The 25,381-nt window shown below is 49.7% G+C and carries 22 protein-coding genes; all 22 read right to left on the bottom strand.

The window, feature by feature from the left end; all coding sequences use genetic code 11:
* Positions 1-73: 73 nt before the first annotated feature.
* Positions 74-1,528, bottom strand: a complete 1,455-nt coding sequence (locus tag B4C70_RS00705; RefSeq protein WP_290776309.1) for a phytoene desaturase family protein — start codon at positions 1,526-1,528, stop codon at positions 74-76.
* Positions 1,525-3,141 (bottom strand): alpha/beta hydrolase, encoded by a 1,617-nt coding sequence (locus tag B4C70_RS00700; RefSeq protein WP_414654383.1) that lies wholly within the window; start codon positions 3,139-3,141, stop codon positions 1,525-1,527. The genes B4C70_RS00705 and B4C70_RS00700 overlap by 4 nt, the downstream gene beginning before the upstream one ends.
* Positions 3,142-3,286: 145 nt before the next feature.
* On the bottom strand, positions 3,287-4,462 hold the full coding sequence (locus tag B4C70_RS00695) for a glycine C-acetyltransferase (protein WP_214855278.1): 1,176 nt from the start codon (positions 4,460-4,462) through the stop codon (positions 3,287-3,289).
* Entirely contained in the window at positions 4,462-5,550 is a 1,089-nt protein-coding gene (tdh, locus tag B4C70_RS00690) for an L-threonine 3-dehydrogenase (protein ID WP_290776304.1), read from the bottom strand. The genes B4C70_RS00695 and tdh overlap by 1 nt, the downstream gene beginning before the upstream one ends.
* A gap of 99 nt (positions 5,551-5,649) precedes the next feature.
* The gene (locus B4C70_RS00685; protein WP_023467707.1) at positions 5,650-6,516 is read right to left on the bottom strand and encodes a 2-oxoacid:ferredoxin oxidoreductase subunit beta; all 867 of its coding nucleotides are present in this window, start codon (positions 6,514-6,516) and stop codon (positions 5,650-5,652) included.
* Positions 6,503-8,251 carry a 2-oxoacid:acceptor oxidoreductase subunit alpha gene (locus tag B4C70_RS00680; RefSeq protein ID WP_035398188.1) on the bottom strand — a complete coding sequence of 583 codons (1,749 nt, stop codon included), beginning with the start codon at positions 8,249-8,251 and terminating at the stop codon, positions 6,503-6,505. Before B4C70_RS00680 ends, B4C70_RS00685 begins: the two co-directional genes overlap by 14 nt.
* 191 nt (positions 8,252-8,442) lie before the next feature.
* Positions 8,443-8,703, bottom strand: coding sequence for a stage V sporulation protein S (locus B4C70_RS00675; RefSeq protein WP_023467705.1), 261 nt, complete (start codon positions 8,701-8,703; stop codon positions 8,443-8,445).
* Between the two features lie 29 nt (positions 8,704-8,732).
* Positions 8,733-9,527 carry a TIGR00282 family metallophosphoesterase gene (locus tag B4C70_RS00670; RefSeq protein WP_035408850.1) on the bottom strand — a complete coding sequence of 265 codons (795 nt, stop codon included), beginning with the start codon at positions 9,525-9,527 and terminating at the stop codon, positions 8,733-8,735.
* 49 nt (positions 9,528-9,576) lie between these two features.
* A complete protein-coding gene (gene rny / locus B4C70_RS00665; protein ID WP_023467703.1) occupies positions 9,577-11,139 on the bottom strand; it encodes a ribonuclease Y in 1,563 nt (520 codons plus the stop codon).
* A gap of 193 nt (positions 11,140-11,332) precedes the next feature.
* A complete protein-coding gene (gene recA / locus B4C70_RS00660; RefSeq protein WP_195865458.1) occupies positions 11,333-12,376 on the bottom strand; it encodes a recombinase RecA in 1,044 nt (347 codons plus the stop codon).
* Between the two features lie 111 nt (positions 12,377-12,487).
* Positions 12,488-13,720: a competence/damage-inducible protein A gene (locus B4C70_RS00655; RefSeq protein ID WP_214855269.1), complete on the bottom strand. Its 1,233-nt coding sequence runs from the start codon at positions 13,718-13,720 to the stop codon at positions 12,488-12,490.
* 71 nt (positions 13,721-13,791) lie between these two features.
* On the bottom strand, positions 13,792-14,370 hold the full coding sequence (gene pgsA / locus B4C70_RS00650) for a CDP-diacylglycerol--glycerol-3-phosphate 3-phosphatidyltransferase (protein ID WP_214855267.1): 579 nt from the start codon (positions 14,368-14,370) through the stop codon (positions 13,792-13,794).
* Between the two features lie 64 nt (positions 14,371-14,434).
* Positions 14,435-15,334 (bottom strand): helix-turn-helix domain-containing protein, encoded by a 900-nt coding sequence (locus tag B4C70_RS00645; RefSeq protein WP_214855264.1) that lies wholly within the window; start codon positions 15,332-15,334, stop codon positions 14,435-14,437.
* A gap of 27 nt (positions 15,335-15,361) precedes the next feature.
* On the bottom strand, positions 15,362-16,144 hold the full coding sequence (locus B4C70_RS00640; protein ID WP_290776299.1) for a DUF3388 domain-containing protein: 783 nt from the start codon (positions 16,142-16,144) through the stop codon (positions 15,362-15,364).
* A gap of 94 nt (positions 16,145-16,238) precedes the next feature.
* Entirely contained in the window at positions 16,239-16,943 is a 705-nt protein-coding gene (gene ymfI / locus B4C70_RS00635) for an elongation factor P 5-aminopentanone reductase (protein WP_290776297.1), read from the bottom strand.
* On the bottom strand, positions 16,943-18,214 hold the full coding sequence (yfmH, locus tag B4C70_RS00630; protein ID WP_290776295.1) for an EF-P 5-aminopentanol modification-associated protein YfmH: 1,272 nt from the start codon (positions 18,212-18,214) through the stop codon (positions 16,943-16,945). Before yfmH ends, ymfI begins: the two co-directional genes overlap by 1 nt.
* Positions 18,211-19,464 (bottom strand): EF-P 5-aminopentanol modification-associated protein YfmF, encoded by a 1,254-nt coding sequence (yfmF, locus tag B4C70_RS00625; protein WP_290776294.1) that lies wholly within the window; start codon positions 19,462-19,464, stop codon positions 18,211-18,213. Before yfmF ends, yfmH begins: the two co-directional genes overlap by 4 nt.
* The gene (locus B4C70_RS00620; protein WP_290776292.1) at positions 19,461-20,012 is read right to left on the bottom strand and encodes a cob(I)yrinic acid a,c-diamide adenosyltransferase; all 552 of its coding nucleotides are present in this window, start codon (positions 20,010-20,012) and stop codon (positions 19,461-19,463) included. The genes yfmF and B4C70_RS00620 overlap by 4 nt, the downstream gene beginning before the upstream one ends.
* Before the next feature lie 33 nt (positions 20,013-20,045).
* On the bottom strand, positions 20,046-21,773 hold the full coding sequence (locus B4C70_RS00615; protein WP_195865462.1) for an ATP-binding protein: 1,728 nt from the start codon (positions 21,771-21,773) through the stop codon (positions 20,046-20,048).
* A gap of 2 nt (positions 21,774-21,775) precedes the next feature.
* A complete protein-coding gene (locus tag B4C70_RS00610; RefSeq protein WP_023467692.1) occupies positions 21,776-22,492 on the bottom strand; it encodes a response regulator transcription factor in 717 nt (238 codons plus the stop codon).
* 170 nt (positions 22,493-22,662) lie between these two features.
* The gene (ccsB, locus tag B4C70_RS00605; protein ID WP_290776289.1) at positions 22,663-23,829 is read right to left on the bottom strand and encodes a c-type cytochrome biogenesis protein CcsB; all 1,167 of its coding nucleotides are present in this window, start codon (positions 23,827-23,829) and stop codon (positions 22,663-22,665) included.
* Positions 23,826-25,373 carry a cytochrome c biogenesis protein ResB gene (gene resB / locus B4C70_RS00600; RefSeq protein ID WP_290776287.1) on the bottom strand — a complete coding sequence of 516 codons (1,548 nt, stop codon included), beginning with the start codon at positions 25,371-25,373 and terminating at the stop codon, positions 23,826-23,828. Before resB ends, ccsB begins: the two co-directional genes overlap by 4 nt.
* Positions 25,374-25,381: the final 8 nt, after the last annotated feature.

Genomic DNA, 25,381 nt, shown 5'->3' with positions numbered 1-25,381 from the left:
TTCCTCATCATAATCCTCAAATGTGAAAAAAGCGACAGATGCGTCGCTTCTTTCATCAGTTTACGACGATTTCTCACAATCTGACTCCAAACTGTCGGGCAGCATGGATCGCAGACGTCGTCGCACCGATCGTTCCAGCACCCGGAAAGATGGTATCGCCGATTGCAAAGAAATGATCGACACCTGTTCGAAACGGTGCCGCGAATAGGAGACTCGTACTCGGACGTTGCGGATATCCACCGACTCCACCATCCGGGCGGAACGTATAGCGGACCCATGCACCTGGTCCACCCGGATGGCGTTCGATTGCCTGTTGACTAAAACCCGGAAACTGCTGTTCGAGAATGGCTTCGAAGATCGCCGACATCGTCTCGACTTGTCCGTCGTAACGTTTGCGGTTCGTCTTATCAAACGTACCAATCGGAACATGGCATGACATCGTCAGCGTCCGCTGACCAACTGGTGCACGTAATCGATCATCCGGACGGGACAGCGAGATGAAGGCATGACCTGAAGGTAAGGACGTATCATGAACTTGCCGGAATGCTTCGTCAGACAAAATGAGCGCCTCTGGAATCGCCGCATAATACGTAAAGGTCGCCCATTGCTGTAATTTTTCCTGTCGTCGGTACGTTCGTCGTAATGTTCGTCGCATATCCATGCTGACGACTTCTCGGATGCCTTCAAGCGGAACCGCACAGATGACAGTATCAGCAATCATCAAGCGTCCTCGGCGATCCTCGATCAAAAATCCATCTGATGTCTTTCGGATCGACGTGACTTTCCGTCCAAGGAGACAGGTTGCCCCGCTCGCCTCTGCTGTCTCTTTCAATTGCTCAGCCAGTCGGTACAAGCCGCCCGGAACATAATAGGCACCTTCATGATAAATCGATAAGGCGACGGCTCCTAGTAAAGCTGAGGCCTCCTGCCCAGTCTGCATGCTGTCGAGCAAGATCCCGTCGATCACTTGTGCGAACAACGTATCCGCTAGTTCATGTTTTCGTAACAGATGACCAATCGTCAGCGGAAAATACGGTAAAAGGACGACACTTTTCGCATGTCGGACTAACCGCCGGACGTCTGCTGGATCTTGAAGTGGTAATGCTGGAAGTTCTGCCATTAGCGGACGAATCACCTCGTAAATCTGCTCGATTTCTGCAAAGAAAGCCTGAATCGACGATGCCTGCTCTGGAAAATGTGATGTCAATTCGGTTAGAAACGCAGCACGATCCTGATAATAATGAATCGTCCGTCCTGCGATGCGAATCGTCATGACGACGTCGAGCGACTCGACCTGATGCGTCACTCCAAGATGATTAAGAACACGATCGTGAATACCACCGGGCTCAAACCCCATTCCGAGTGTCGCCCCTACTGGATACGTCAGGTCCCGGCGCGTGAACTTCCCGGCTGATCCCCCCCATTCACGGCTTCCTTCAAGGACGGTAACAGTATGTCCTTCTTGTGCGATCAGAGCCGCAGCCGTTAAACCTGCAATTCCTCCGCCGACGATGACGACGTGTTTCATGATGATTCCTCCTCCGTGACCCGATTTTCTTTAAATAGGAAATTGCGGATTTCGCGGAAGACCGGCTCCCGGCGATGAATCGTGAAGTGATCATATTTATACGATTTTGTCTGGATATTATCCGTGTAGTTCTCGAGTGCAAAGGAACTCTTTAACGAAATCATATTGAAATCGCCTCCTTTGGCACCAAACGAATAGACGAGTACATCGCGTGGCCATGTCTCGAGCCGCTTAGTTAAATTGTTCATCGCTGGTGAGCCCTTCGCGAGATCACGAATGGCGGGACTGTTCGTATTCGTGCCAAGCGGTGCGAGCGTCAACCCGAGTTTTGCGTAATCGGAACCGGCGATCGGTGAGTCGAGCGTCACGACTTTTCGGACGTGATACGGCATCTCTTCTTGGACCGTATAGGCGACGACATCCACACCACCCATGCTGTGACCGACGAGCTGGATATCGGAAAAGGTCACTTTTTGTTTCGCATCATACGCAGCAATCGCTGCATTCAACCACTTTTGTTGATCGGCAAGGCTCGCCTCGTCGTCCGCAAAGACGATTCGGACAAGCGGGTAGCCGGTCGGCGAGGGTGTGACGCTACAAGTCGCTTTTCCGGAACGAGTCACGTCACATCGACCACCATCATCGGCGACTTTTTTATTCGTGAAGTTTTGAATCATCGGCACGAACGTCCGCTCCGTCCCGAATAGCCCGTGGACGAGGAACGTCGGTACGATTTCACTCTTTCCTTGTGTGACGATCTGACGCGTTGGTGGCGGCGCACTCGACGTATCCTCCGCGAACACCCACCACGCGCCTCCCCCAACGATCAAACAGACGAGGAGCGAGATACTAATCGTCTTCAACTGTTGCCGGCGCAAACGGCGGACACGGTGAAAGACCCAGTAGAGCAATAATCCGACACCGATTAATAACACGATACCGGTAATGATCCAACCTGTCGGATTCGGTACATAGGCAATCAACTGTAGCTGGTTGGCTTTCGTTCCGTATAATTTCCATGACACATCATGATAATTCGACCAGTCGATCTTTTCTCCGTTTTGGAGACCGATCACTTTCGGACCGTGGAGTTTGATCTCGATATCGGCTTGACGGATATACCGGTCGGCGAGTTTCTTAACCTGTCCCGTCGGTTGATAGCCTTTGATATTCAAACGATCGATACTGAGATCGATGTTCGTATCCAGTCGATACGTATCGAACCAAAATCCGTCCGATTTTTTCATGTCGAACTTCGTATCAGGTGGAATGAGAATCCCTCCGATACCTGTCTTCCATTCCTCCTTGATCGACGTCATGTCCTTGAAGTTCGCGAATGTCTTCTGCATCCGGATCCCTTCATAGTCATCCTTCGTCTTGAACGTTTTCGCCGCATAGCCGTTCTTTTCTGCCTGTTTGACATAACTATTCCAATTCGGATTTAGGTTCAGTAAACGCGCTACTGGGTGTTCCTTTGCGGCATATGTCGTTTTTAAGGTGACACTCTGATCGGTATGAATCGTCGCATCATATTGGATGCGAATACACCCCCCAAGGAGCAGCGTCAGCATCAAAAATGAGAGCAAAATCCCTTTCTTCTTCGTACTCATCAGGTCACATCCTTTCCTCATCTGTTATTCCCTATCTCGCAAAAGTAAAAACGGTCGACGTTGATTCTTTCGTCATGACGCACTTCAGGCAGCGGATCGCTGATCCGCTGCCTGAAAGTATGCGGACGCATTTCGTCCGTGATCGATATCAACCGATCAAGTTTAATTCACGACCGACTTTTTCGAACGCTGCAAGAGCCGTCGTTAAATCTTCACGCGTATGTTCCGCCGTCACGATCGTCCGGACACGTGCTTTTCCTTTTGCGACCGTCGGGAAGGCGATGCCTTGAGCGAAGACACCTTCTTGACGGAGGCGATCCGACAATTCGTGGCAACGTGCTTCATCCCCGACGATGACCGGTGTGATCGGAGTCGTCGACGTGCCGATGTCGAATCCAAGATCCCGGAGTCCTTGTTTGAAGAATTCCGTGTTTTCCCACAGACGTTCGAAAAGTACCGTTTCTTCTTCCATAACGCGGAGTGCTTCGCGGTTCGCTTCGACGACCGCTGGTGGATGTGATGTCGAGAACAAGAACGGACGTCCTTTATGGATCAGATAATCTTTGACGTGCTGTTCACACGCGACGTATCCGCCAAGGACACCGATGGCTTTTGAGAGCGTACCAACTTGAAGAGCAACACGTCCGTCAAGACCGAAGTGATTGACCGTACCGCGTCCCGCTTTCCCAAGCACACCTGACGCATGAGCGTCATCGACCATGACGAGTGCGTCATAACGCTCGGCTAATTCAACGATTTCTGGAAGTGGTGCGATGTTTCCGTCCATCGAGAAGACACCGTCCGTGACGATAAGGCGCGTCCGCGCGTCTTGTGTTTCTTGTAAGGCCGCTTCAAGATCCGCCAAGTCGACGTGTTTATAGATCCGGCGTTTCGCTTTCGTCAGACGAATCCCGTCGATGATCGAAGCGTGGTTCAACTCATCCGAGATGACGACGTCTTCCGGACCGAGCAGTGCCGATAAGACACCTAAATTCGTGGCGAATCCAGACTGGAAGACGAGTGCTGCTTCCGTGTGCTTGAATGTCGCAAGTTCCCGTTCGAATGCTTGGTGCATCTCGAGTGTCCCGGCAATCGTCCGAACCGATCCTGTTCCAGCACCGAACGTGCGCGCTGCTTCCGCTGCTTGTTCAGCAAGACGTGGATGTGCGGCGAGTCCGAGGTAGTTGTTCGACGACAGTTGAATGAGTTCCTTACCATTGATCGTCACGCGGTTATGTTGCGCGCTCTCAAGTGCTACGAGGTTGCGGAACGTGCCCGCCTGTTTCATCTCTTCTAGTTCTGTCCGTAAGTGTTCAAATCCCATTAATTCGTCCCCCTTGGTTGTAATACGACTTTCCCGCATTTCCCTTGACGCATCAATTCAAATCCTTCTTCGAACCGCTCTAGCGGCAACGTGTGTGTAATTAACGGTCGGACATCGACTTTTCCGCTCGATAAGAAAGCAGAAACCTGGCTCCATGTCTCGTACATCTTCCGACCCGTGATGCCTTGAACCCGGACACCTTTGAAGACGACATGGTTCGTCAAATCGATTTCGACCGGTTTGACCGGCAGACTGAGGATGTTGACGTCTCCACCTGCTGTCACCATCTCGAAGGCTTGACGAATCGCAACCGGATGACCACTCATCTCACAGACGACATCAATTCCATCCCCGTCCGTCATGCGCTCGATCCGCTCCAAGACATCGTCATGACGTGAATCGATGACGACATCCGCCCCCATCGTCCGTGCGAGTTCAAGACGATATGGATTGACGTCGATTGCGACGACTTCCGCCGCACCGACTGCTTTTGCGACCGAAACTGCCATCAGACCAATCGGACCACAACCGACGATTGCGACCGTTTTCGCGCTGACATCGCTCGCGAGTACCGTATGGACGGCATTGCCCATTGGCTCTTGAATCGAAGCGATCCCTGCTGGCATATCTTCCGGGTTGACCCAAAGGTTTTCTTCCGGCATGACGACGTATTCCGCAAAACAACCTTGTGTATCGACACCGATGATCTTCGTGTTCTTACAGATATGATATTGACCACGAAGACATTGTTTACATTGATGACAGACGATATGCGTCTCCGCCGAGACACGGTCACCGAGCTTCAAGCGTTTCGTGCCTTCTCCAAGCTCGACGACTTCGCCCGAGAACTCGTGACCGAAGACATACGGCGGATTGACACGCGAGGCTGCCCACGCATCCCACTCATAGATATGCACGTCCGTTCCACAGATCGATGTTGCCTCGACTCGAATCAAGACTTCCCCACGACTCGGTACGGGTACCGATACTTCTTTCAGTGCCGCACCGAATCCGCGCTCTTCTTTGACGAGTGCACGCATCGTTTTCGTCGTTGCCGTCTCTTCTACCGTCGTTACTAATTTCGTCATCTTTCCCCGACTCCTTCGCGGAAGTTCGCGTTTATGTATATGTGGCGAACTTCCAAATGTTTAGCATCCCCAAAAAACCAAACACATCTTTCCTCTATCTTACATGAATTCTGCCGCTAGTTTACCGAATGTTTCTTCGTTTAGCTCAAGATCCGCATATGCGAGACCTGATTCTTGATAGCCGTCGATTTGTGACTGGTAATCAGGACGTGTTTCATCCTGATAAATCAATCCCATGACGAGTCCGTCGTGAGCATGAACGGTCTGTTTTGCAAGATCCAAGTTCGACGGATCGTATCCTTCGATGTCGGACAGCTTCGTCAAGTTCTGTTTGAACCAATCGTACGTATTGACCTTGTTGAACGTGACACACGGACTGAAGACGTTGATGAACGCAAACCCCTTATGTGCCGTCGCTTGCTCGATCAGTTGCGTCAAGCCCTTCAAATCGTTCGAGAAGCTTTGGGCAACGAACGTCGCACCAGCCGTCAAGGCGAGTTCAACCGGTGAAACACTCTTTTCGATCGACCCTTTTGGCGTCGATTTCGTCTTGAATCCAGGTGCAGAAGTAGGTGATGTCTGTCCTTTCGTCAAGCCGTAAATCTGATTGTCCATGACGATGTACGTCATGTCGACATTGCGCTTGAATGCATGAATCGTATGTCCCATGCCGATCGCAAATCCATCACCGTCGCCACCAGACGCGATGACTGTCAATTCGCGGTTCGCCATCTTAACACCTTGGGCGATCGGAAGGGATCGTCCATGAACGCCGTGGAAGCCATACGTATTGATATAACCGGAAATCCGACCAGAACAGCCGATCCCGGAAATCAATGCCAACTCTTCTGGCTCGAGACCGACGTTCGCGACAGCACGCTGAATCGCTGCTTGAATCGAGAAGTCTCCACACCCTGGACACCAGTTTGGTTTGACATCATTTCTAAAATCCTTAAAGGTTGCCATGATATACCCCTCCTACGACCTGCTCGACGACCTCTGCTGGGTAGAACGGGTCGCCATTGAATTTCAGGATATGCTCGATCTTCGATGCATGTCCACAGTTCATCTGGATCAGCTTCGCCAGTTGTCCCGTTGCGTTGTACTCGACGACGATGACTCGTTTGGCCCGCTCTAAGTGCGGCGTGACGAGCTCACTTGGGAACGGATGGACTTGACGGATATGCAAGTGATCAACCTTGATTCCTTGTGCTTCGAGTCGTGGCATGATCTCTTCGATCGTTCCACGTGTCGAGTTGAAACCGACGAATAAGATATCCGGTTCTGCATGATGCTCCGTTACGAGAACGGCATCCTGTAAGCGGAACGTGTTCAGCTTACGAAGTCGCTTCGTCATTTGATCGACCCGGTTCTTCGTCGCTTCCGACGGACGCCCTTCCTCATTGTGCTCAACACCCGTTACGTGGTGAATTCCGTGCTTGACGCCTGGAATGACACGTGGGCTGATTCCATCTTCCGTCACTTCGTAGCGTTTGAAGTACGCTTTTCCTTCAAGTTCCGGTAAGTCTTCCTGGATCAACTTCCCGCGACGGATCTCAACGCGTGACATATCCGGTGGTTCAACCGATTGTTTTCCGAGCGACAGCATCAAATCCGTCAATAGAATGACAGGGCATTGATACTCCTCTGCGATATTGAATGCTTCTGCTGCATCGTAGAACGCTTCTTCGACCGTTGACGGTGCCAAAACGACCTTCGGAATCTCACCATGTGTACTATAGATCATCGCCATCAAGTCCGACTGTTCCTGTTTCGTTGGTAGACCTGTTGACGGACCACCCCGTTGTGTATCGACGATGACGAGCGGTGTTTCCGTCATCCCGGATAATCCGATCGCTTCCGCCATTAGTGACAATCCTGGACCAGCAGACGCCGTCAAAGCACGGACACCTGCGTAGTTGGCACCAATTGCCATCGTGACCGCTGCCAGTTCGTCTTCCGTCTGGACGACCGTTCCACCGAACTGCGGTAATTTCTTGATTAAGTATTCCATGATCTCAGATGATGGTGTGATCGGGTAAGCTGCCATCAGACGCGCTCCACCGGCAATCGCGCCAAGAGCAATTGCATCGTTTCCAATCATGAACATCCGTTGTTTTCCGTCAGCCGGTTCCAAGACGAACCGTTCGCCCTCTCCTGCAAGAGCTTCAAACGCTGCTGCTCCTTCACGAATCGCTGCTAAGTTCTTCTCGACCATATCTGGACCTTTTCGTCCGAAAATCTGTTCGACGACGGCTTGGAAACGCTCTGGTGCAATGCCGAGAATCGCACTCGATGCACCAATCGCGACCATGTTCTTCATCAAGGCCGTACCGAGATCAGCTGCGATCTCCGTAAATGGAATCGCATACAAGGAAGCGCGTGCTTCGTCCGGATTCGTCGGATTGAATTTTGCATCCGCGATGATGATGGCACCTTGACGCAATTCATGGAAGTTGACGTCGATCGTCTCTTGATCGAACGCGACCAAAATATCGAGATCATCGGAAATCGTCCGGACTTCCTGTGTTGCGACACGAATCTTATTATTCGTATGTCCTCCCTTGATACGTGACGAAAAGTGACGGTAGCCATACAGATAATAGCCGAGTCGATTCAAGGCAATCGCAAAGATTTCGCCTGTTGATTCGATCCCTTCTCCCTGCTGACCGCCAACTTTCCATGATAACTGATTATACATCGACGTTCGCTCCTTCTCTGTCCCCTGAAATGATAGTTCTCTCTATCCTCCCTCATGATACCGATTTACCGGAAGTAGTACAATGCTCCCTCGGTGGAAAGGTGAGAAAAATTCGAAGACGCAGCAAAAAGACCATCTACTCCAGTCGAGTAAATGGTCTACTTGTAAATATAGGACCTATGTCCAATTCATCATCGTGGTTCGATGATGAGTTTGATGGCGGTTCTTTCTTCTCCATCAATTAAAATGTCTGTGAAGGCTGGGATACAAATCAAATCGATGCCAGAAGGCGCCACGAATCCGCGTGCGATGGCGACGGCTTTGACAGATTGATTGAGCGCTCCCGCACCAATGGCCTGAATCTCGACGGAACCTCTCTCTCGAATGACACCCGCGAGTGCACCTGCTACCGCGTTTGGATTCGACTTAGCTGATACTTTCAGGACGTCCATGCGTGTACCTCCCCATCCAGAAATGGCAATCAGTCGAAGAATACTGACTGATCCGTCAGATGAATCCGTTCAATCTTCGTTGCTTTTTTGGTTGTGTCATCGATATGAATCAAGACTCCATTAAGTTGTTCCCGTCCTTCGGCAACTTCAAACCGCGTTGGGAGCTGTGTCTTAAATTTTCGTAGGACATCTTCCTGACGCATCCCGAGCACACCGTTCAGCGGACCTGTCATCCCGACATCCGTGATATAAGCCGTTCCTCCGTCAAGAACACGCTCATCTGCTGTCTGGACGTGCGTATGTGTGCCAACGACAGCTTGTACACGACCATCGAGGTGATAACCCATCGCGATTTTTTCACTCGTTGCTTCCGCATGGACATCAACGAAGATCGCATCGACTTTTCCTTCGACTTCCGCAATCAGTTCATCAACGGTACGGAACGGGTCACCGAGAGGTGGTAAGAAGACCGTTCCTTGGACGTTGATGACGGCAATCTTTTTATTGCCTGCCTTGACGATCATCATCCCACGACCTGGTGTGCCTTCCGGATAGTTCGCAGGACGGATGATCCGGTCCGCGTCGTCAATCCAGTCAAAGATGTCACGGTTATCAAACGTATGGTTCCCCATCGTGATGCCGTGGAATCCGAGTTCGAGGAATTGATGATAGATCGACTTCGTGATACCGCGTCCGTGTGCTGCATTTTCACCGTTGACGAGCATGACGTTCGGATTGTATTTCGCTTTCAAGCGTGCTGTGAATTGTTGCAGGATATGTCGACCGGGTGCACCGACGACGTCTCCGACGAATAAAATCTTCATTGCTGTTCCTCCGTTCATTAAAAAAAGTGGCGGTCGCCCGCCACTCCACTTATTTCGCGTATTCGACTGCTCGCGTTTCCCGAATGACCGTGACCTTGATGTGTCCCGGATAATCGAGTTCTTCTTCGATTTTTTTCCGGATGTCACTCGCCATCTTGTGAGCCAGTACATCATCGACGACGTCAGGTCGAACGATGATGCGGACTTCACGACCCGCTTGGATCGCAAATGATTTTTCGACACCGTCGAACGATTCCGAGATTTCCTCGAGGCGTTCGAGACGGCGGATATAACTTTCGAGTGTCTCTTGACGTGCACCTGGACGAGCAGCAGATAATGCATCCGCAGCTGCGACCAAGACGGAAATGACAGATGTCGCTTCCGTATCCCCGTGGTGGGACGCGATCGCGTTGATGACGGTTGGATGCTCTTTATACTTCGTACCGAGCTCGACTCCGATCTCAACGTGACTGCCTTCGACTTCGTGGTCGATCGCTTTCCCGATATCATGCAGAAGACCCGCACGCTTCGCAAGCGTGACATCTTCTCCAAGTTCAGCTGCCATCATACCTGCAAGGTGGGCAACCTCAAGTGAGTGATACAGGACGTTCTGTCCGTAACTCGTACGGTACTTCAAGCGACCGAGAATTTTGACAAGGTCCGGATGAATGCCGTGGATTCCGACATCATACGTCGCTTCTTCCCCGATTTCTCGAATCCGCTCGTCGACTTCACGACGGGATTTGTCGACCATCTCTTCAATACGGGCCGGGTGAATCCGACCATCCTGAACCAATTTCTCGAGCGCCATTTTAGCGACTTCGCGACGAATTGGGTCAAAACCAGACAAAATGACGGCTTCCGGCGTATCATCGATGATCAAGTCGATCCCAGTCAAGGTCTCGAGCGTACGGATGTTGCGGCCTTCCCGTCCGATGATCCGACCTTTCATCTCATCGTTCGGCAAGTTGACGACCGATACAGTCGTCTCTGCGATATGTTCAGCGGCGAACCGTTGAATCGCAAGTGACAAGATGTTACGTGCTTTCTTGTCGGCTTCTTCTTTTGCTTTTTGTTCGATTTCTTTTTGAAGAATGGCTGCGTCGTGTAAAGCAGCCTGTTTCGTCTCATCCATGATGATCGTTCTTGCCTCGTCTTGCGATAAATTCGCGACGCGGACAAGCTCTTGACGTCCCTGTTCATACAGGTCCTCTACTTTGCGCTCTAGTTCTTCAGCTTGATGCTTCCGTTTCGCGATCTCTGCATCACGTGTATTGATTTGATCTTCCTTACGGTCGATAGCGTCAACACGGCGATCGAGTGTCTCTTCTTTCTGGAGCAACCGGGCTTCTTGTTTCGCTAGCTCTTGGCGACGTTCACGCAATTCTTTTTCCACTTCGTTACGAAGTTTGAATGCTTCATCTTTCGCTTCGAGTACTGCTTCTTTTTTCGTTGCCTCAGCCGATTCACGCGCACGTTCAACGATTTTGTTCGCTTCCGTTTCTGCGCCTTGAATTTTCGCTTCTGCAATCGATTTCCGCAAGAAGTAGCCTACGATGAATGCGATCAGCAAAGTGAGGAGAAGTATGACAATCCAAGTCAGTGTACTCATGGGTTCACCTCCCCTTTGCAAGGTGTTTCTTAGTTCATTTCGGTATTTCATCGAAGCTGTCTAAAAAACGTACATCTATATTGTAAGGATAGCACTCGTTCATTGTCAACGAACGGACGGGAAAGAATTCCACTGTTTTCCTCTTTTACACTAAAAAAGAGAGGATTCGCATGCGAATCCTCTCTGAAACGGTTTATTCAGCAAATAGATCTTCTGGTTGTTCTGCTTCGAAATCAACCGGCTCTTCGCGATCGACGAGACCGTGGTGTTCACGAATCAAACGTTCGACCTCTGCTGCGACTTCCGGATGCTCGACCATGTATTGCTTCGCGTTCTCACGTCCTTGACCGAGACGCTCTGAGTTGTACGAGTACCATGCACCACTCTTTTGAACGATATCGAGGTCTGTTCCGATGTCGATCAACTCACCGACCTTTGAAATCCCTTGACCGTACATGATATCAACTTCCGCTTGTTTGAACGGAGGTGCGATCTTGTTTTTGACGACCTTAATCTTCGTTTTGTTACCGACGACGTCCGTACCGTTTTTCAACGCTTCCGCACGACGCACTTCTAAACGTACAGACGAGTAGAATTTAAGTGCGCGACCACCTGGAGTTGTTTCCGGGTTACCGAACATGACACCGATTTTTTCACGGATTTGGTTGATGAAGATGACGATCGTCTTCGATTTATTCGTTGCACCGGACAACTTACGAAGCGCTTGGCTCATTAAACGTGCTTGAAGACCGACGTGTGAGTCACCCATTTCGCCTTCGATCTCTGCTTTTGGTACGAGTGCCGCAACAGAGTCGACGACAAGAATATCGACCGCACCAGAACGAACGAGTGCTTCCGCGATTTCAAGTGCCTGTTCCCCAGTGTCCGGTTGTGACAAGAGGAGCTCATCGATGTTGACACCAAGTTTGTTGGCATATGCTGGATCAAGCGCGTGCTCCGCATCGATGAATGCTGCTTGTCCACCTTGTTTTTGAACTTCTGCAATTGCATGAAGCGCTACCGTCGTTTTACCTGACGATTCAGGTCCGTATACTTCGATGACCCGTCCACGTGGGTATCCACCTGCACCTAGGGCAATATCTAATGTAATCGATCCAGAAGAGATCACTGAAACCTTCTGATCCGCATTTTCTCCGAGTTTCATGATGGAACCTTTACCGAACTGTTTCTCTATCTGGCGTAACGCCATCTCAAGTGCTGCTTTACGATCACTCACGTAGCAGGCCTCCTTTTAATTATCTTACTGAGATTATTGTACTTCTTTTGAGACCGAATGACAAGCATTTTACGAACATTTATTCGCATACTTGCACATTGGCCAATTTTCTCACTCGGGTGCTTTTTCGAGATGTTTCAGTAGAAGGAAATAGGTATCCTTGACGGCGCGCAGTCGAATCATTCCTCGGTCGAACGATGGATATTGCCATTCGACGATGCGTGTTCCACGTGCGTCCGCAACAGCACAATAGACGGTTCCGACCACTTTTCCGCTGTTGCTCGTCGGACCTGCTTCCCCTGTCAACGCGACGGCGATATCGGATTGATACAGTTCCCGTACCCCTTCAGCCATCGCGATCGCGACCTCTTTACTGACAGCAGTATGCTCTCGTAACAAAACTTCCGGTACCGATAACACGGCTTGCTTCGCTGCATCATCATAGACGACGGCGCTCCCGCGCAACACTTGACTCGCACCGCTGACATCAACGAGACCACTCGCGACAGCTCCTCCCGTCAGTGATTCGGCGAGTGACAGTGTCAATCCTGCTTCTTGATACCGTTTCAGTACGACTTCCGGCAGACTCGTCTCGCCATATCCATAAAAGTACATGCCCACTTCAGCCAGTACGTGTTGTTCCAGTTCATCGAGCATACGGTCGGCTTCCTGTTGATCGAGTGCTTTAGCAGTCAGACGCAACCGGACTTCAGCGAGTTCCGCATAAGGGGCGACCGATGGATTGGTTGCTTCTTTGATTAACGTTTCCAGGCGATCGTTTAGAGCCGATTCTCCGATTCCGAAGAAACGTAGTGTTCGGGAACGGATTGTCTCTTGACCGAACAAATGACTGAAGTGATCTTTGAGGATTTGCTTCATCTCACGTGGCACACCGGGTAAAACGATATATTGATGGTGCTCCGTCTGCACCGACATACCGGGAGCAAGACCCGCATCATTGCGTAAAACCGTCGCGCCATCGATGACTAATGCTTGTTTCTGCTCGTTGTTCGTCATCTCCCGTTGACGTGTCTTCAAGAATCCTTCGATTCTTTCGTACGCTGCTTGATCGAGAATGAGATCACGTCCGAGAAGATCTGCGAGCACCTCTTTCGTTAAATCATCTTCCGTTGGTCCAAGACCCCCTGTGATGACGAGGAGATCTGCCCGTTGTTGCGCCTGACGGAACGTTTTCTGCATCCGCTCGCGGTTGTCACCGACGACTGTATGATAATGAACGTCAATTCCTGCACTGGCTAGCCATTCGGAAAGGTACTGTGCATTCGTGTTGGCGATTTCTCCAAGGAGAAGCTCACTTCCGACTGCGATGATTTCTGCTTTCATGTTGATTCCTCACCTTCTTGAAGTATAAGAAAAGACTGTTCGGTATGACGAACAGTCTAAATTGATCCAACTTACATGGATTTCGTAATTAACTTGATGTTTTTCGAGAAATACTCGACGCCTGAGTAGATCGTCAAGATCAAAGCAAGCCACATCGTGATATCTGCGAATGGAATGTTCCACATCGCAAAAACGATATCGTGCAATAAATATGCCGTGATCGATGTCAGCTGGACCCAAGTCTTGGCTTTCCCAGAGTTTCCGGCAGCAAGAACGATGCCTTCGTCAGAAGCGACAAGACGCAGACCCGTGACTGCGAACTCACGGCAGAGAATGATGACGACGATCCAAGCCGCGACGAACTCAAGTTCCACGAGGTAGACGAGCGCAGCAGCGACTAACATCTTATCAGCAAGTGGATCCATGAATTTTCCAAAGTTCGTCACTAGTTTTTGTTTGCGGGCGATATACCCATCAAGCCAGTCCGTCAGTGAAGCAACAAGGAAGATGATGGCTGCAACGAAGTGTGAGACGGGAAGTTCAGCTCCTAGTACATCCCACTGTCCCCAGTTCGGATCAATCGCAAGTACGATGACGAACACGGGAATTAATAAAACGCGTAATACTGTCAATTGATTCGGTAAGTTCATGTAACGCCCTCCTCCTTCATTTCATATGTAGATGAATATGCCATCTAAAAGAAGGCACGCCGGTTTACGGCGTGGCTACTTTCTTCAGATAGATGTTTTGGACGAGAAGCGAACGGTTCAGTTTCAGTTCTTGGTCATTGACGACGATTTTATCAATCCCTTTAATCGAACCGATCCGGATCCGGATCAAGTCCGTCTTCGCGTCCTTCACGACGATCGGATTCGGATCCGACGCGTTGATGTGATCTGGCGCGAGTGCTTTTCCTTCAAGGGATGTATCACGCACACCAACGAATGGTGATGGAGAGGCATCTTTCTTGATTTGAATCGAGACACTCATCGTATCTTTCGTTGCGACTTCATAGGTGACATCTTGACCAGATGTCGACTTCGCAGCAAGCGCTTCTTTTTTAGGTTTTTCTTTTGTTTCTTCTTGTTTCGCCGGTTCTTCCTTCGGCTTTTCTTCCGTCTTCGCAGGCGCATCCGTTTCTTTACTCGGTGCGTCTCCTTGGTCGATCGTGACATCGTTTTGCTTCGGTGCAGACGTTTTTGCCTCTTCGTTACCGTCGAGGAACATCTGAAGTCCATAATACAAGGCAGCACCAATCGCAAAAATTAGCACGATGATGATGATGTTCGGAATCCAGCGCTTTGCAACGCTTTTCTTCGGTGCACTTGATTTCGAATACGTCGCGCGTCGTGATAATTCGACGACCGGTTGTGTCTCCGGTTCCGGAAGATCACGCTTATAGGTCGTGAAGACTTCGTCGACGTCAAGACCGAGTGCTTCCGCATATGTCTTGATGAAGGCCCGGGCGTAAAAAGCACCTGGTAATTGATCATAGTTGCCTTCTTCAATCGCGACGATGTAACGCTTTTGAATCTTCGTCGTCGTTTGAATTTGTTCGAGAGAGACGCCTAGCGCCTCTCGTTGTTCCTTTAAGTAGGTTCCGAGCTCGGTCATCGGTAACACACCTTCCATTTTTCATACTTATTCAAAGTTGAACCAATCATTTCCCCTATGGGAACGAGGCAGTTCAGTCACAATGATTTCTTCTGTCGTGTTGCGTAATTCAATGATGTAATCAAAATCATCCCACGTATATTCACTTGATTTGACGAAGGCATCCGGATGTTCGACGATTTTCGTCGCCGGTAGTCGCATGACTTCGCGTAAAATCTGCCAGTGCCGTTCATCGAAATTCCGTTGCGACACCAAGGCATCGATGATGTAGACATAATCCCCAGTCCGTTCGTCATCGAATAACGACGTTCGGACCGTCTGTTTGATCAGCGTCGAAGAAAGGAACAACCATTTCTTGTTCGCACTGACGCTTGCAGCGACGATCGATTCCGTCTTCCCGACTCGTGGCATACCGCGGACACCAATCAACAAGTGCCCATCCTGTTTGCATAGTTCTGCCATGAAATCGACGAGAATCCCTAAGTCTTCCCGAACGAAGCGGAACGTCTTTCGTTCATCACTGCTTTGATCGATATAACGACCGTGACGAATCGCGATCCGGTCGCGCAGTTTTGGTTTTCGTAGTTTGATGACCTCTATGGTTGACATCGTCTTGAGAATAGCAGCGAGTCGTGGAATTTGATCCGGTTGTTTCGTTTGGAGCAACATACCGCGTCGTTGATGATCGACACCATTGATCGTCACGATCGAAATATGTAACATTCCCATCAACGAAGCAATGTCCCCGAGTATACCGGGACGGTTGACCTTTAATTCATATTCGAGATACCATTGCTCGAACTCACTCACGCGCCCATCCTCCTCTATTGATACGATTATCCATTCCTCATGTTAAATGATTTTTTGAAAAATGAAAAGCATTCCTGAACTGAAATTCCAATGCTTACATCCACGCACCATCTATTTTAAGGATGGCTCCCGACACATAACTCGATTCTGGTTGCACCAAGTAACGGATGGCAGAAGCCACTTCCTCTACTTTTCCGAATCGTCCGGCAGGGATTTCAGCAATCGCTTCTGCCTTTTCATCCTCAGAAAAAATCGCGTTCATCGGCGTATCAATCCATCCTGGCGTAATCGCATTGATGCGTCCATGCATTGGTCCAAGTTCTTTACTGTATGCTTTGACGAAGCCCAGCTGTGCCGCCTTGCACGTCGAATAGACGACCTCACCCGCGACACCTTGTTCCCCTAATACACTACTGATGACGACGATCGCAAGCTTCGACGTAAACGGTTTCGTCCGTGTTACGGTTTGGCTGATGCGAATCAATGCCTCGACATGGATTTTCCAAAGTTCATGCATTGATGTTGCTGATTGATCGAGCAACAGACCGCTATAACTCGTTCCGGCACAATGGACGAAAGCATCGACAACAGGTAATGCCGCACAAAATGCCTGCAAGTCCTCCTCGTCTGCTAAGTTCGCAGTCAGGATGTGGTGCTCGCCTTGCCACTCCTCTATCATCCGTTCTAAAACCGCTTGCTGTCGATACGTCTGAAGCACCAATTCATGTCCGGCGGCAGCAAGTTGTTTTGCTGCCGCAAGACCAATGGCGCCACTCGCACCGGTGATGAGGATTCGCATCACGCGTACGGTTTGACGATTGAGATCGCCCGGTTTTCAATGGCGAACAACTCGTCGAAACGGGCTTCAATCTCTTCTTTCGTAATCGAAGCAATCAATGTCGGAAGCGTGAACAGGTTCGTACCGGCAAGTGCGTGACGCGAGAACTGATTCGCGATGAATTCCGGTGAATTCAAGGCACGGAGGAACTTCCCTTGCATCATGTTCCGCTTGCGTGTGACTTCGTCTTCCGTAAAGTCAGGACGTGTTTGCAGGAGCGTCTCATACGCTTGGATGAATTTGTCTGGATCTTCTGTCTCCATTCCAAACGTCGCAAAGGCGAACTCTTCCTCACTCGAGTAATCAAAGCTGAACGTATCGTCAATCAGACCGTCTTCATACAGTTCCAAATACGTCGATGATGTCTGGTCGAACAAGAGATGTAACAGCAGTTCACTCGTTAACTCACGGCGGACTTGTGCCTCACCGCGAAGCGATTCGTCCTTGTAACCGATCAATACCTTAGGTGTCTTAACGTCGAGCTCGAGTTCAAAACGTGGACGATGTACGCCATGCGGCTCTTGACCGTAATCCCGTTCGATTGCAGGACGATCCGTATAGTCTTTCTTCGCCTGATTCGCCTTGATCAATGCCAGTGTCTCTTCCGGGTCGATGTTTCCGACGACGAACAACACCATGTTCGATGGATGATAGAACGTACGGTAGCACGTGTACAAGTCATCGGCCGTGATTTGATTGATTGATTCCGGAGTTCCCGCGATATCGATTCGGACCGGATGCGATGCATACATCGATTCGATCAGACCGAAGAACAGGCGCCATCCCGGATTATCTTGATACATCTGGATTTCTTGCGTGATGATCCCTTTCTCTTTTTCAACGCTTTCCGGCGTGAAATAGGGATCTTGTACGAAATCGATCAACGTCTCGAGGTTTTGTTCGATCAGCGACGTCGCTGAAAACAAGTACGCTGTCCGCGAGAACGAGGTAAAGGCGTTCGCAGAGGCACCGAGACGACCGAACTCTTGGAAGACGTCCCCTTTTTCAGATTCGAACATCTTATGCTCGAGGAAATGGGCGATGCCGTCCGGTACCGTGATCCATTCCTCCCCTTTTTTGAATCGTTGATCAATCGACCCATACCGCGTCGTAAACGTCGCATACGTTTTTTCGTATCCTTTTTTTTGCAACAAATAGACGGATAAGCCGTTATCGAGCTGCTCGTGGTATACCGTTTCGTCTGTATCGTGATAGATCAGTTGTTCCATCATGCTTCACCTCGCAATAGATATACGGCATCAAGATCGATTGCCGCTGCTAATCGAACGACGTCTTCACGTGTCGCCGTTTCAATGATATGAATCTCATCCTCCAGTGTCAGTCCACGCATCTTCGAACCATTCAACCAACCAATCAGTTGACCCGGCTGATCAAGGATTTGACGGCGTGCATTGATCAACATCGCCTTCGTCTGTGTCAATTCTTCATCCGTGAACTGTCCTGCTTTCAAATCAACGAGTTGTTCCAAGATGATTTTCTCGGCACGTTCCGCTTCTTTCGTGTCGATTCCTGCATAAACATAGAGTGCACTGTTCAATGCCGCGTATCGTGAAGCCGCATAATAGGCGAGACTCTCTTTTTCACGGACATTCATGAACAGTTTTGAATGCGGGAAGCCACCGAACAGACCATTGACGATTTGCATCCGAATCGAGTCAGCAGACGTCGGATCGACCGCTACCCGGTAACCAAGGTGCAATTTACCTTGTTTGATCGGTTGTGTTTCACTCGACCGTTTCACGCCATTGACTGCTTTTTGGGCCGGAATGTAATGACTGATTTTTTCAGAATGCGATGGCAAGAATGATAGAGCGTCTTCCATCTCCTCCTTCGTTACATGTCCGACGACGAAGACATCAATCCGGTCGTCTTCAATCATCGAACGGTATGTATCACGCAAGGATGACGGGGTGATTTGTTCGAGTTCTTCGAGTGTTCCAAGGGATGGCAACGCGACGGCTTCACCTGGTGCCATCAATTCGAGAAGACGTTGCTGTGCGTAGCGCATTTTATCGTCATATAGTGAACTGATCCGTAAGGCATGCAATCGTTTTTCTTGTTTGACGAACTGTTCACGGAAGCCACCTTCCGTCAAATCTGGATACAGCACCATTTGCTCGAGCAATTCGAGTGCTTCTTTTAACAACGACGGATGATGGACGAGTTCTCCCCGGACGACATCGAGTTGGAACGAGATGACATGCTCTTCTCCGAACTTCGACGCGTCCGCATAAAGTCCCGCATCATATAGTGTTTCAAGCGGCTCACGTAACGCTTTCATCGACGGATAAGCGGCTGTAGATTTTTCCATGATATACGGTAGGATTGCACGGCTTGTCAGCGTCTTCGCTTCTAACGGTGCTGAAAATGTGACGAGAATCGTCGTCGTCTTGAATTTGTCGGTCGGAACGAGATGGTAGCTCGTTCCTTCCTTTTTCCATGTGCTAAATGACTGACTCATTGCTCTCCATCCTTTCGTTTGAATACATGCGCACTGCGGACATATTCAATATCTGCTTTTTGTTTGACGGCATTCTCATAACGGGCTGCTGTAAAGAAGAAGTCACTGAGTCGGTTGATGAACGGTAACAAATGAGCCGCTTGAGGGACATCGATCATCGAACGTTCAACGCGACGACAGACCGTCCGTGCCACGTGTAACGTTGCAGCTGCTTCCGTTCCGCCGGGCAAGATGAACTTATCGAGCGGCGGCGATAACTCCGTTAACGTGTCAATCCAACTTTCTAAATCAACCGTCGCTTCTTGACTCAAACGTGACGGGCGCGGCTCGACATACATCAAGTCACTGCCACAATCGAATAGCGCGTGCTGGATCACTGTCAGTTGCTCACGCACCTCGATTGATGATGCTTTCGTCCGGGCAAGTCCGACGAAACTGTTCAATTCGTCGAGTTCTCCCATCAAGCTGATCAACCGATCATTTTTTTTGACTCTCCCACCAACGAGAGATGTTTCTCCTTTGTCACCAGACTTCGTGTAAATTTTCATGTTTCATTCACTCCTATAGCGAAAGGAAGCGACTCATAATGTTCGCTTCCCTTGTTTTTTCGGTAATCGGATCCGGAAGGTCGCTCCCTCTCCCAAGCGGCTGTCGACTTCGACTTCACCACCATGAGCTCGGACGACATTCGCCACGATCGCAAGACCGATTCCTGTACCCGTCTTGCCACGTGTCCGCGCTTTATCCGCTTTATAAAAACGGTCAAAGACGAACGGTAGATCTTCTTCTGGAATTCCGTCACCCGAATCAATGACGGATAATGTAATGTTTTCCCTATCTTCGTCAATCTTAATCTTGATTTCACCGTTCTCCGTATAACGCAGGGCGTTCCCAAGCAGGTTCGTCAAGACTTGCTCCATTTGATCAGGGTCTGCTTCAAACGCGATGTTCGGACCAGAAACCGAGAAGGTAACTTGTTTATCGCGTCCCATCTGTTTGAACTTCTTGATCACTCGATTCGCAAAAGGTATTGCTTCGACGGATTCAATCCGTAACTCCTGATATCCCGCTTCCATGCGCGCAAGATCAAGAAGATCGTTAACGAGTCTTGACAGTCGCTGGGACTCGTCGTAAATGATCGAAGCGAATTCCTTTGTTGCTTCATCACTTTCGGTCATGCCATCGACAATCGCTTCTGAGTACCCTTGCAGCATGACGAGTGGAGTCCGCAGTTCATGACTGACGTTCGCAACGAAATCAGCGCGCATCTTCTCGAGTTGCTGTGCTTCCGTCATATCACGCAGGACGGCGACCGCTCCGATCTGTTCTTCTTGTTCGAGTAACGGACTGACGATGATGATGTAGAAGCGTCCTTCTCGTTCGAAGGAAACCGTCATCTCCGTCTCTTCCTGCATGACCGTCTGGAACAGTTCAATCAGTTCATCCGGTACAGGAGAACCTGCTAAAAATGCTTCAGCTGGTGGATTCGTCGCGAGGAGCTCACCTGATTTTGAGAACGTCAACACGCCGTCTGCCATACAGCGCAGAATCGAGGAGAGTAAATGTCGCTCCTTGTCGAGATCCGTGACGTATTGATTGAGTTGACTACTCATTTCATTGAACGCAAGCGCTAAGTCACCGATCTCATCCCGTGAACGTTGCGTCAGGCTCTGATCGAACTTTCCTTCACCGGCCTCAACGACAGCTTGACGAATCGTCCGCAGTGGTGCCGTGATCCGTGTCGAGAGGAAGAAGGCAAAGACGGTCGTTCCGATAATCGCTAACAGGACACAGAGCTGAATGATTTGACGTGCACCCTCATTCGCCTGTTCGATGTTCGTCAATTGCTCGATCAAGTAGATCGTTCCGTTGCCACTGTCCGTAATGAGCGGTGCCCGATACGCGAGTGCCGCCTTTCCATCGAAGGTCTCATAGTTGCCGATCGCCGTCTCGCCTTCTTCACCGTCAATTGCTTTCCAGTTCTGACGTTCGAGTTCCTTGATGATCCGGTTCGCCTTCGCTTGTGAGATGTTCGCTTCGACGGAATCGTCCTGCGTCTTTGCGATCAGTGTCGCGCCGTAAATATCCGTGATTTCAACAGCAGTACTCGACCCTTCCTCGATGCCGGAGTGCGCCTGAAAGACGGTCTCGACTTGTTGACCGAGTTTCGCGAGGTGTCCCCGCTCCTGTTCGATATGGAACGAGTTGAAAAATTCAAGTAACAAGATCGTCAAGGCGATCAAGACGACCGAAACGAGTAACAGAATCGTTCCCCATAGTTTGATGACAACGCTTTGCAACCATTTCATCGTCAGGTCGGACTATTCTCGAACTTGTATCCGACACCCCAGACCGTCGTGATCATTTGAGCTGCGTTCGGAGACAAACGATTCAGCTTTTCACGCAGACGTTTGACGTGTGTATCGACCGTCCGCAGATCCCCGAAGAATTCATAGTTCCAGACTTCCTTGAGTAGTTGTTCCCGCGAGAATACCTTATCCGTTTGTTTTGCTAAGAAATACAGGAGTTCGTATTCTTTTGGTGTTAAATTGACTTCTTGTGATTCAACCGTCACGCGGTGGGCATCATTGTCGATCGTCAAGTGTGGGAAGACGATGACATCTTTTGTTTTCGCATCCGTGTGGAGGAATTTCGTCGCACTTGCCCGACGAAGGATCGCTTTGACACGCAAGACAACTTCGCGTGGGCTGAATGGTTTGACGATATAATCATCTGCCCCCATCTCAAACCCATGGACGCGGTTCGTCTCTTCGCCTTTTGCCGTCAACATGACGATTGGCGTCGCTTTCGTTTTCCGCAATTCTTCACAAACTTGCATCCCGTCCATCTTCGGCATCATCAAGTCGAGGAGAATGACATCGTATTCTGTCTCAAGCGCCATTTCAAGCGCCGTCTCTCCATTGTCTGCTTCCTCGATCGTGAAATTTTCCCGCTCCAGATACATCTTCAACAGGCGACGAATCCGTTCTTCATCGTCGACGACTAAAATACGTGCTTCTTCTGACATGCTGTCTCCTCCTATAAACTAAACTCTACTCCTCTATCCTACTACTCTTTTAGTATACTATGAAACGAAAAGAATGGCTTGCTCTGGCTGATTTCTCCGAAAAGGCACACTTCGGTCAGACGCACATGAAAAAGCAGCGGACCATTTCCGGGTCCGCTGCTTACTTTTTCTTATGCGTATGAGTGTAATCCTGCTACGACAAGGTTAACGAAGACAAGGTTGAACATGATGACGGCAAATCCGCCGACACATAACCAAGCTGATTTTTTACCAATCCAACCACGCTGGATGCGCATGTGGAGATAAAAGACGTAGAAGAGCATCGTGATGAGTGCCCATACCTCTTTCGGATCCCAGCCCCAGTATCGGCTCCATGCCATTTGCGCCCAGATCATCGCGAAGATCAGACCGCCCAGGATGAAGATGGGAAGACCAATCGCAATAGAACGATAGCTGATTTCATCTGCTGTCTCAAGATCAATCTTGCGCGCAATCGGCTTCAAGCTCTCAGCAAGACGCTTGCGAAGAATGACGAAGCGAAGCAAGACGTATAAGACGACGCCACCAATGATCGACCATAAGACCGTATTGACTTTGTTCGCGTTCAAGAAGTTCGGTAATTTGATGACGGCACCTGAACCCGATAAGACTTTTCCGCCTTCAGGACCTGTCAAGACTGGCATGGCATAGTCATGCGTCATCGTTGCACCGTTTTTCGCCACGTATTCGATCGTCGACGCAGAACCTGTCGCTTTGAACAACAGCCCAACTAAGATGTAACCGACGACACATGCGAGTGAAAACATGACGACTTCGAGCCACGTCCGTGTTTTCGATTCCTTGCTGAAATCCGTCGCGTGAATCAGATACAATAATCCGGTCGCGAAGCTGACGGCAAGAATCCCTTCGCCGAGCGCTGCCGTCGTGACGTGGATTTTGAGCCAAACACTTTGTAGTGCTGGGATCAACGGTTGGACTTCATCCGGGAACATCGACGCATAAGCGATAACGAGCAATGCAACTGGCATCGCAACCAAACCGAGGACATTGTTTTTGTAGATGGCATAAACGATCAAGAAACCAAGCACCATCATCATGCCGAAGAATGTCGTGTATTCATATAAATTCGAAACTGGAACGTGCCCAGCTCCAGCCCAGCGCGTGAAGAAATATCCGAGCTGCGCGAGGAAACCGATAATCGCAAGCGTAAAGGCGATTTTACCAGAACGCGTCGGTCCTTTTTTACCACTCGTCGCTACAGCGAAGAATCCTGTACTGACGAGGTAGACGATGAATGATGTAAGGAGCAGGTTACTGCTCAACTGAAGCAAATTCATTTAGCTTCCCCCTCTTCCCGCAACTTTTGTCGATCCTCAAGTTCTGGCAGACCGACTTCCGTCAACGCGAGATTGGCTTCCTTTTGGAGCCCCAATGCATTTTTGTTCGTAAATCCAGCAATCTGGATTCGACCGTTCTTCTCTTTGAGCCAGAGACGACGGTGCGGCCAGTACATCCCGATCAATAGGCCTGCCATGAAGATGATACCACCTGCAAACAGGAACGGTAGCGTCAAATCTTTTTTAATCCGGACACCCGAGATGTTTGAGAGTTCCGTACCGGCGAATGCCATCTTGTACTGGTTCTCATCTCCACCAACGTTCAGTTTGATCCCAATCAAACTCCGCTCACCTTTCGGGTGTTCGGGTGACTTGATACTGAAGACGAAGGCAGGATTGACTGGACGTCCCGAGTTCGTCGTTGGCTGACCATCTTTGACGACGAAGTCCGGAAGGAAGTCCTTCAGTTCGACTTCATATCCATCTTTTAAAGCATATGTTTCTTTCGGATCACGCAAGTCGACCTTGATCGTATCGACGACTTTGTCCGTTTTCTGGTTGACGATATTAAACGACATCGTCTTGAATTCCGGATCTGCCGCGTACTGTTCCTGGAAGACTTGATAATCATCGAATTCGAATGGACGGTTGACTGCCGTCTCACCTGACTTGATTTCTTCAAGCTTCGGTTTGAAATCGGATGTTTCACCGACTTTCTTGTACAGCGTCATCTTCGTATCATAGTTCTTCGGTACATTTCCGCCTGCTGCTTCAAGTGATTTCTTGAACTTCTCATCGACCTTCTCAGGATCATAGAATTCGATGTTGAACGCTTCATTTTTCAAGTAGTACTGATTGTCCGTCGCTTCGATCGGCAACGTCTCTCCTTCACGGAGCCAAAGCAATTCATCTTCGTGCATCCCTGGTACGACTCGAAGCATCGCACCACCGAAGAATAAGACGAGTCCGATATGATTGATGTATGGACCCCATCGTCCGAAACGTTGCTTTTCCGCTAAGAGTGCCCCATCTTGACGACGGACTTTATATCCTTTTTTCTCAAGCAACGGTGCGATCGCATCGATTTTTTTGATATCGCCAGTCGCTTCCGCGCCAAATCGCTGACCGTTCATGAAACGGTCCGACTGGATGACCGGTTGTTTCTTCAGTGCTCGGTAGAGCGGGAAGAATCGGTCAATCGATACGATGATGATCGAGAGTAATAAAAGCGTGATCAATCCGATATACCACCATGATTCAAACAGGTTGTGGAATCCTAACGTATAGTAGATGTCACCTGCCGTGCCGTATTCCTTTTGATAAAACTCTTCCGGTGGTGTTGCCTGTGGAATATACATCTCTTGCGGGAAGATCGTTCCGACCCCGCTCGCGATGATGATCAACCCGATCAGCCACAACCCGACCTTGACGGACGAGAAGAACGTCCATGCCCGGTCGATCCAAGATGGATTTTTACGTTTCGATCGAAGCTCCGCTTCCTCGTAACGCATGTCCAGTTGTTTGAAATCTTCTTGCTCCTGCATCCTTAAAT

Origin of the sequence: Exiguobacterium sp. UBA5002, assembly GCF_002396765.1 — a bacterium.
GTDB lineage: Bacteria > Bacillota > Bacilli > Exiguobacteriales > Exiguobacteriaceae > Exiguobacterium_A.
Note: the sequence above shows the minus strand (reverse complement) of the source record. Positions and strands in the feature narration are given on the sequence as shown.

Excerpts from the sequence above, each read along its gene's own strand:
- B4C70_RS00695 (WP_214855278.1), bottom strand. The coding sequence starts at position 4,462 with ATGGGATTTGAACACTTACGGACAGAACTAGAAGAGATGAAACAGGCG.
- ymfI (WP_290776297.1), bottom strand. The coding sequence starts at position 16,943 with ATGCGAATCCTCATCACCGGTGCGAGTGGCGCCATTGGTCTTGCGGCA.
- B4C70_RS00610 (WP_023467692.1), bottom strand. The coding sequence starts at position 22,492 with ATGTCAGAAGAAGCACGTATTTTAGTCGTCGACGATGAAGAACGGATT.
- B4C70_RS00675 (WP_023467705.1), bottom strand. The coding sequence starts at position 8,703 with ATGGACGTCCTGAAAGTATCAGCTAAGTCGAATCCAAACGCGGTAGCA.
- B4C70_RS00670 (WP_035408850.1), bottom strand. The coding sequence starts at position 9,527 with ATGAAGATTTTATTCGTCGGAGACGTCGTCGGTGCACCCGGTCGACAT.
- ccsB (WP_290776289.1), bottom strand. The coding sequence starts at position 23,829 with ATGAATTTGCTTCAGTTGAGCAGTAACCTGCTCCTTACATCATTCATC.
- yfmF (WP_290776294.1), bottom strand. The coding sequence starts at position 19,464 with ATGAGTCAGTCATTTAGCACATGGAAAAAGGAAGGAACGAGCTACCAT.
- B4C70_RS00620 (WP_290776292.1), bottom strand. The coding sequence starts at position 20,012 with ATGAAAATTTACACGAAGTCTGGTGACAAAGGAGAAACATCTCTCGTT.
- yfmH (WP_290776295.1), bottom strand. The coding sequence starts at position 18,214 with ATGATGGAACAACTGATCTATCACGATACAGACGAAACGGTATACCAC.
- B4C70_RS00615 (WP_195865462.1), bottom strand. The coding sequence starts at position 21,773 with ATGAAATGGTTGCAAAGCGTTGTCATCAAACTATGGGGAACGATTCTG.
- B4C70_RS00685 (WP_023467707.1), bottom strand. The coding sequence starts at position 6,516 with ATGGCAACCTTTAAGGATTTTAGAAATGATGTCAAACCAAACTGGTGT.
- B4C70_RS00680 (WP_035398188.1), bottom strand. The coding sequence starts at position 8,251 with ATGTATAATCAGTTATCATGGAAAGTTGGCGGTCAGCAGGGAGAAGGG.
- resB (WP_290776287.1), bottom strand. The coding sequence starts at position 25,373 with ATGCAGGAGCAAGAAGATTTCAAACAACTGGACATGCGTTACGAGGAA.
- B4C70_RS00645 (WP_214855264.1), bottom strand. The coding sequence starts at position 15,334 with ATGACCGAGCTCGGAACCTACTTAAAGGAACAACGAGAGGCGCTAGGC.
- B4C70_RS00655 (WP_214855269.1), bottom strand. The coding sequence starts at position 13,720 with ATGAAAGCAGAAATCATCGCAGTCGGAAGTGAGCTTCTCCTTGGAGAA.
- tdh (WP_290776304.1), bottom strand. The coding sequence starts at position 5,550 with ATGACGAAATTAGTAACGACGGTAGAAGAGACGGCAACGACGAAAACG.
- B4C70_RS00705 (WP_290776309.1), bottom strand. The coding sequence starts at position 1,528 with ATGAAACACGTCGTCATCGTCGGCGGAGGAATTGCAGGTTTAACGGCT.
- pgsA (WP_214855267.1), bottom strand. The coding sequence starts at position 14,370 with ATGAACTTACCGAATCAATTGACAGTATTACGCGTTTTATTAATTCCC.
- rny (WP_023467703.1), bottom strand. The coding sequence starts at position 11,139 with ATGAGTACACTGACTTGGATTGTCATACTTCTCCTCACTTTGCTGATC.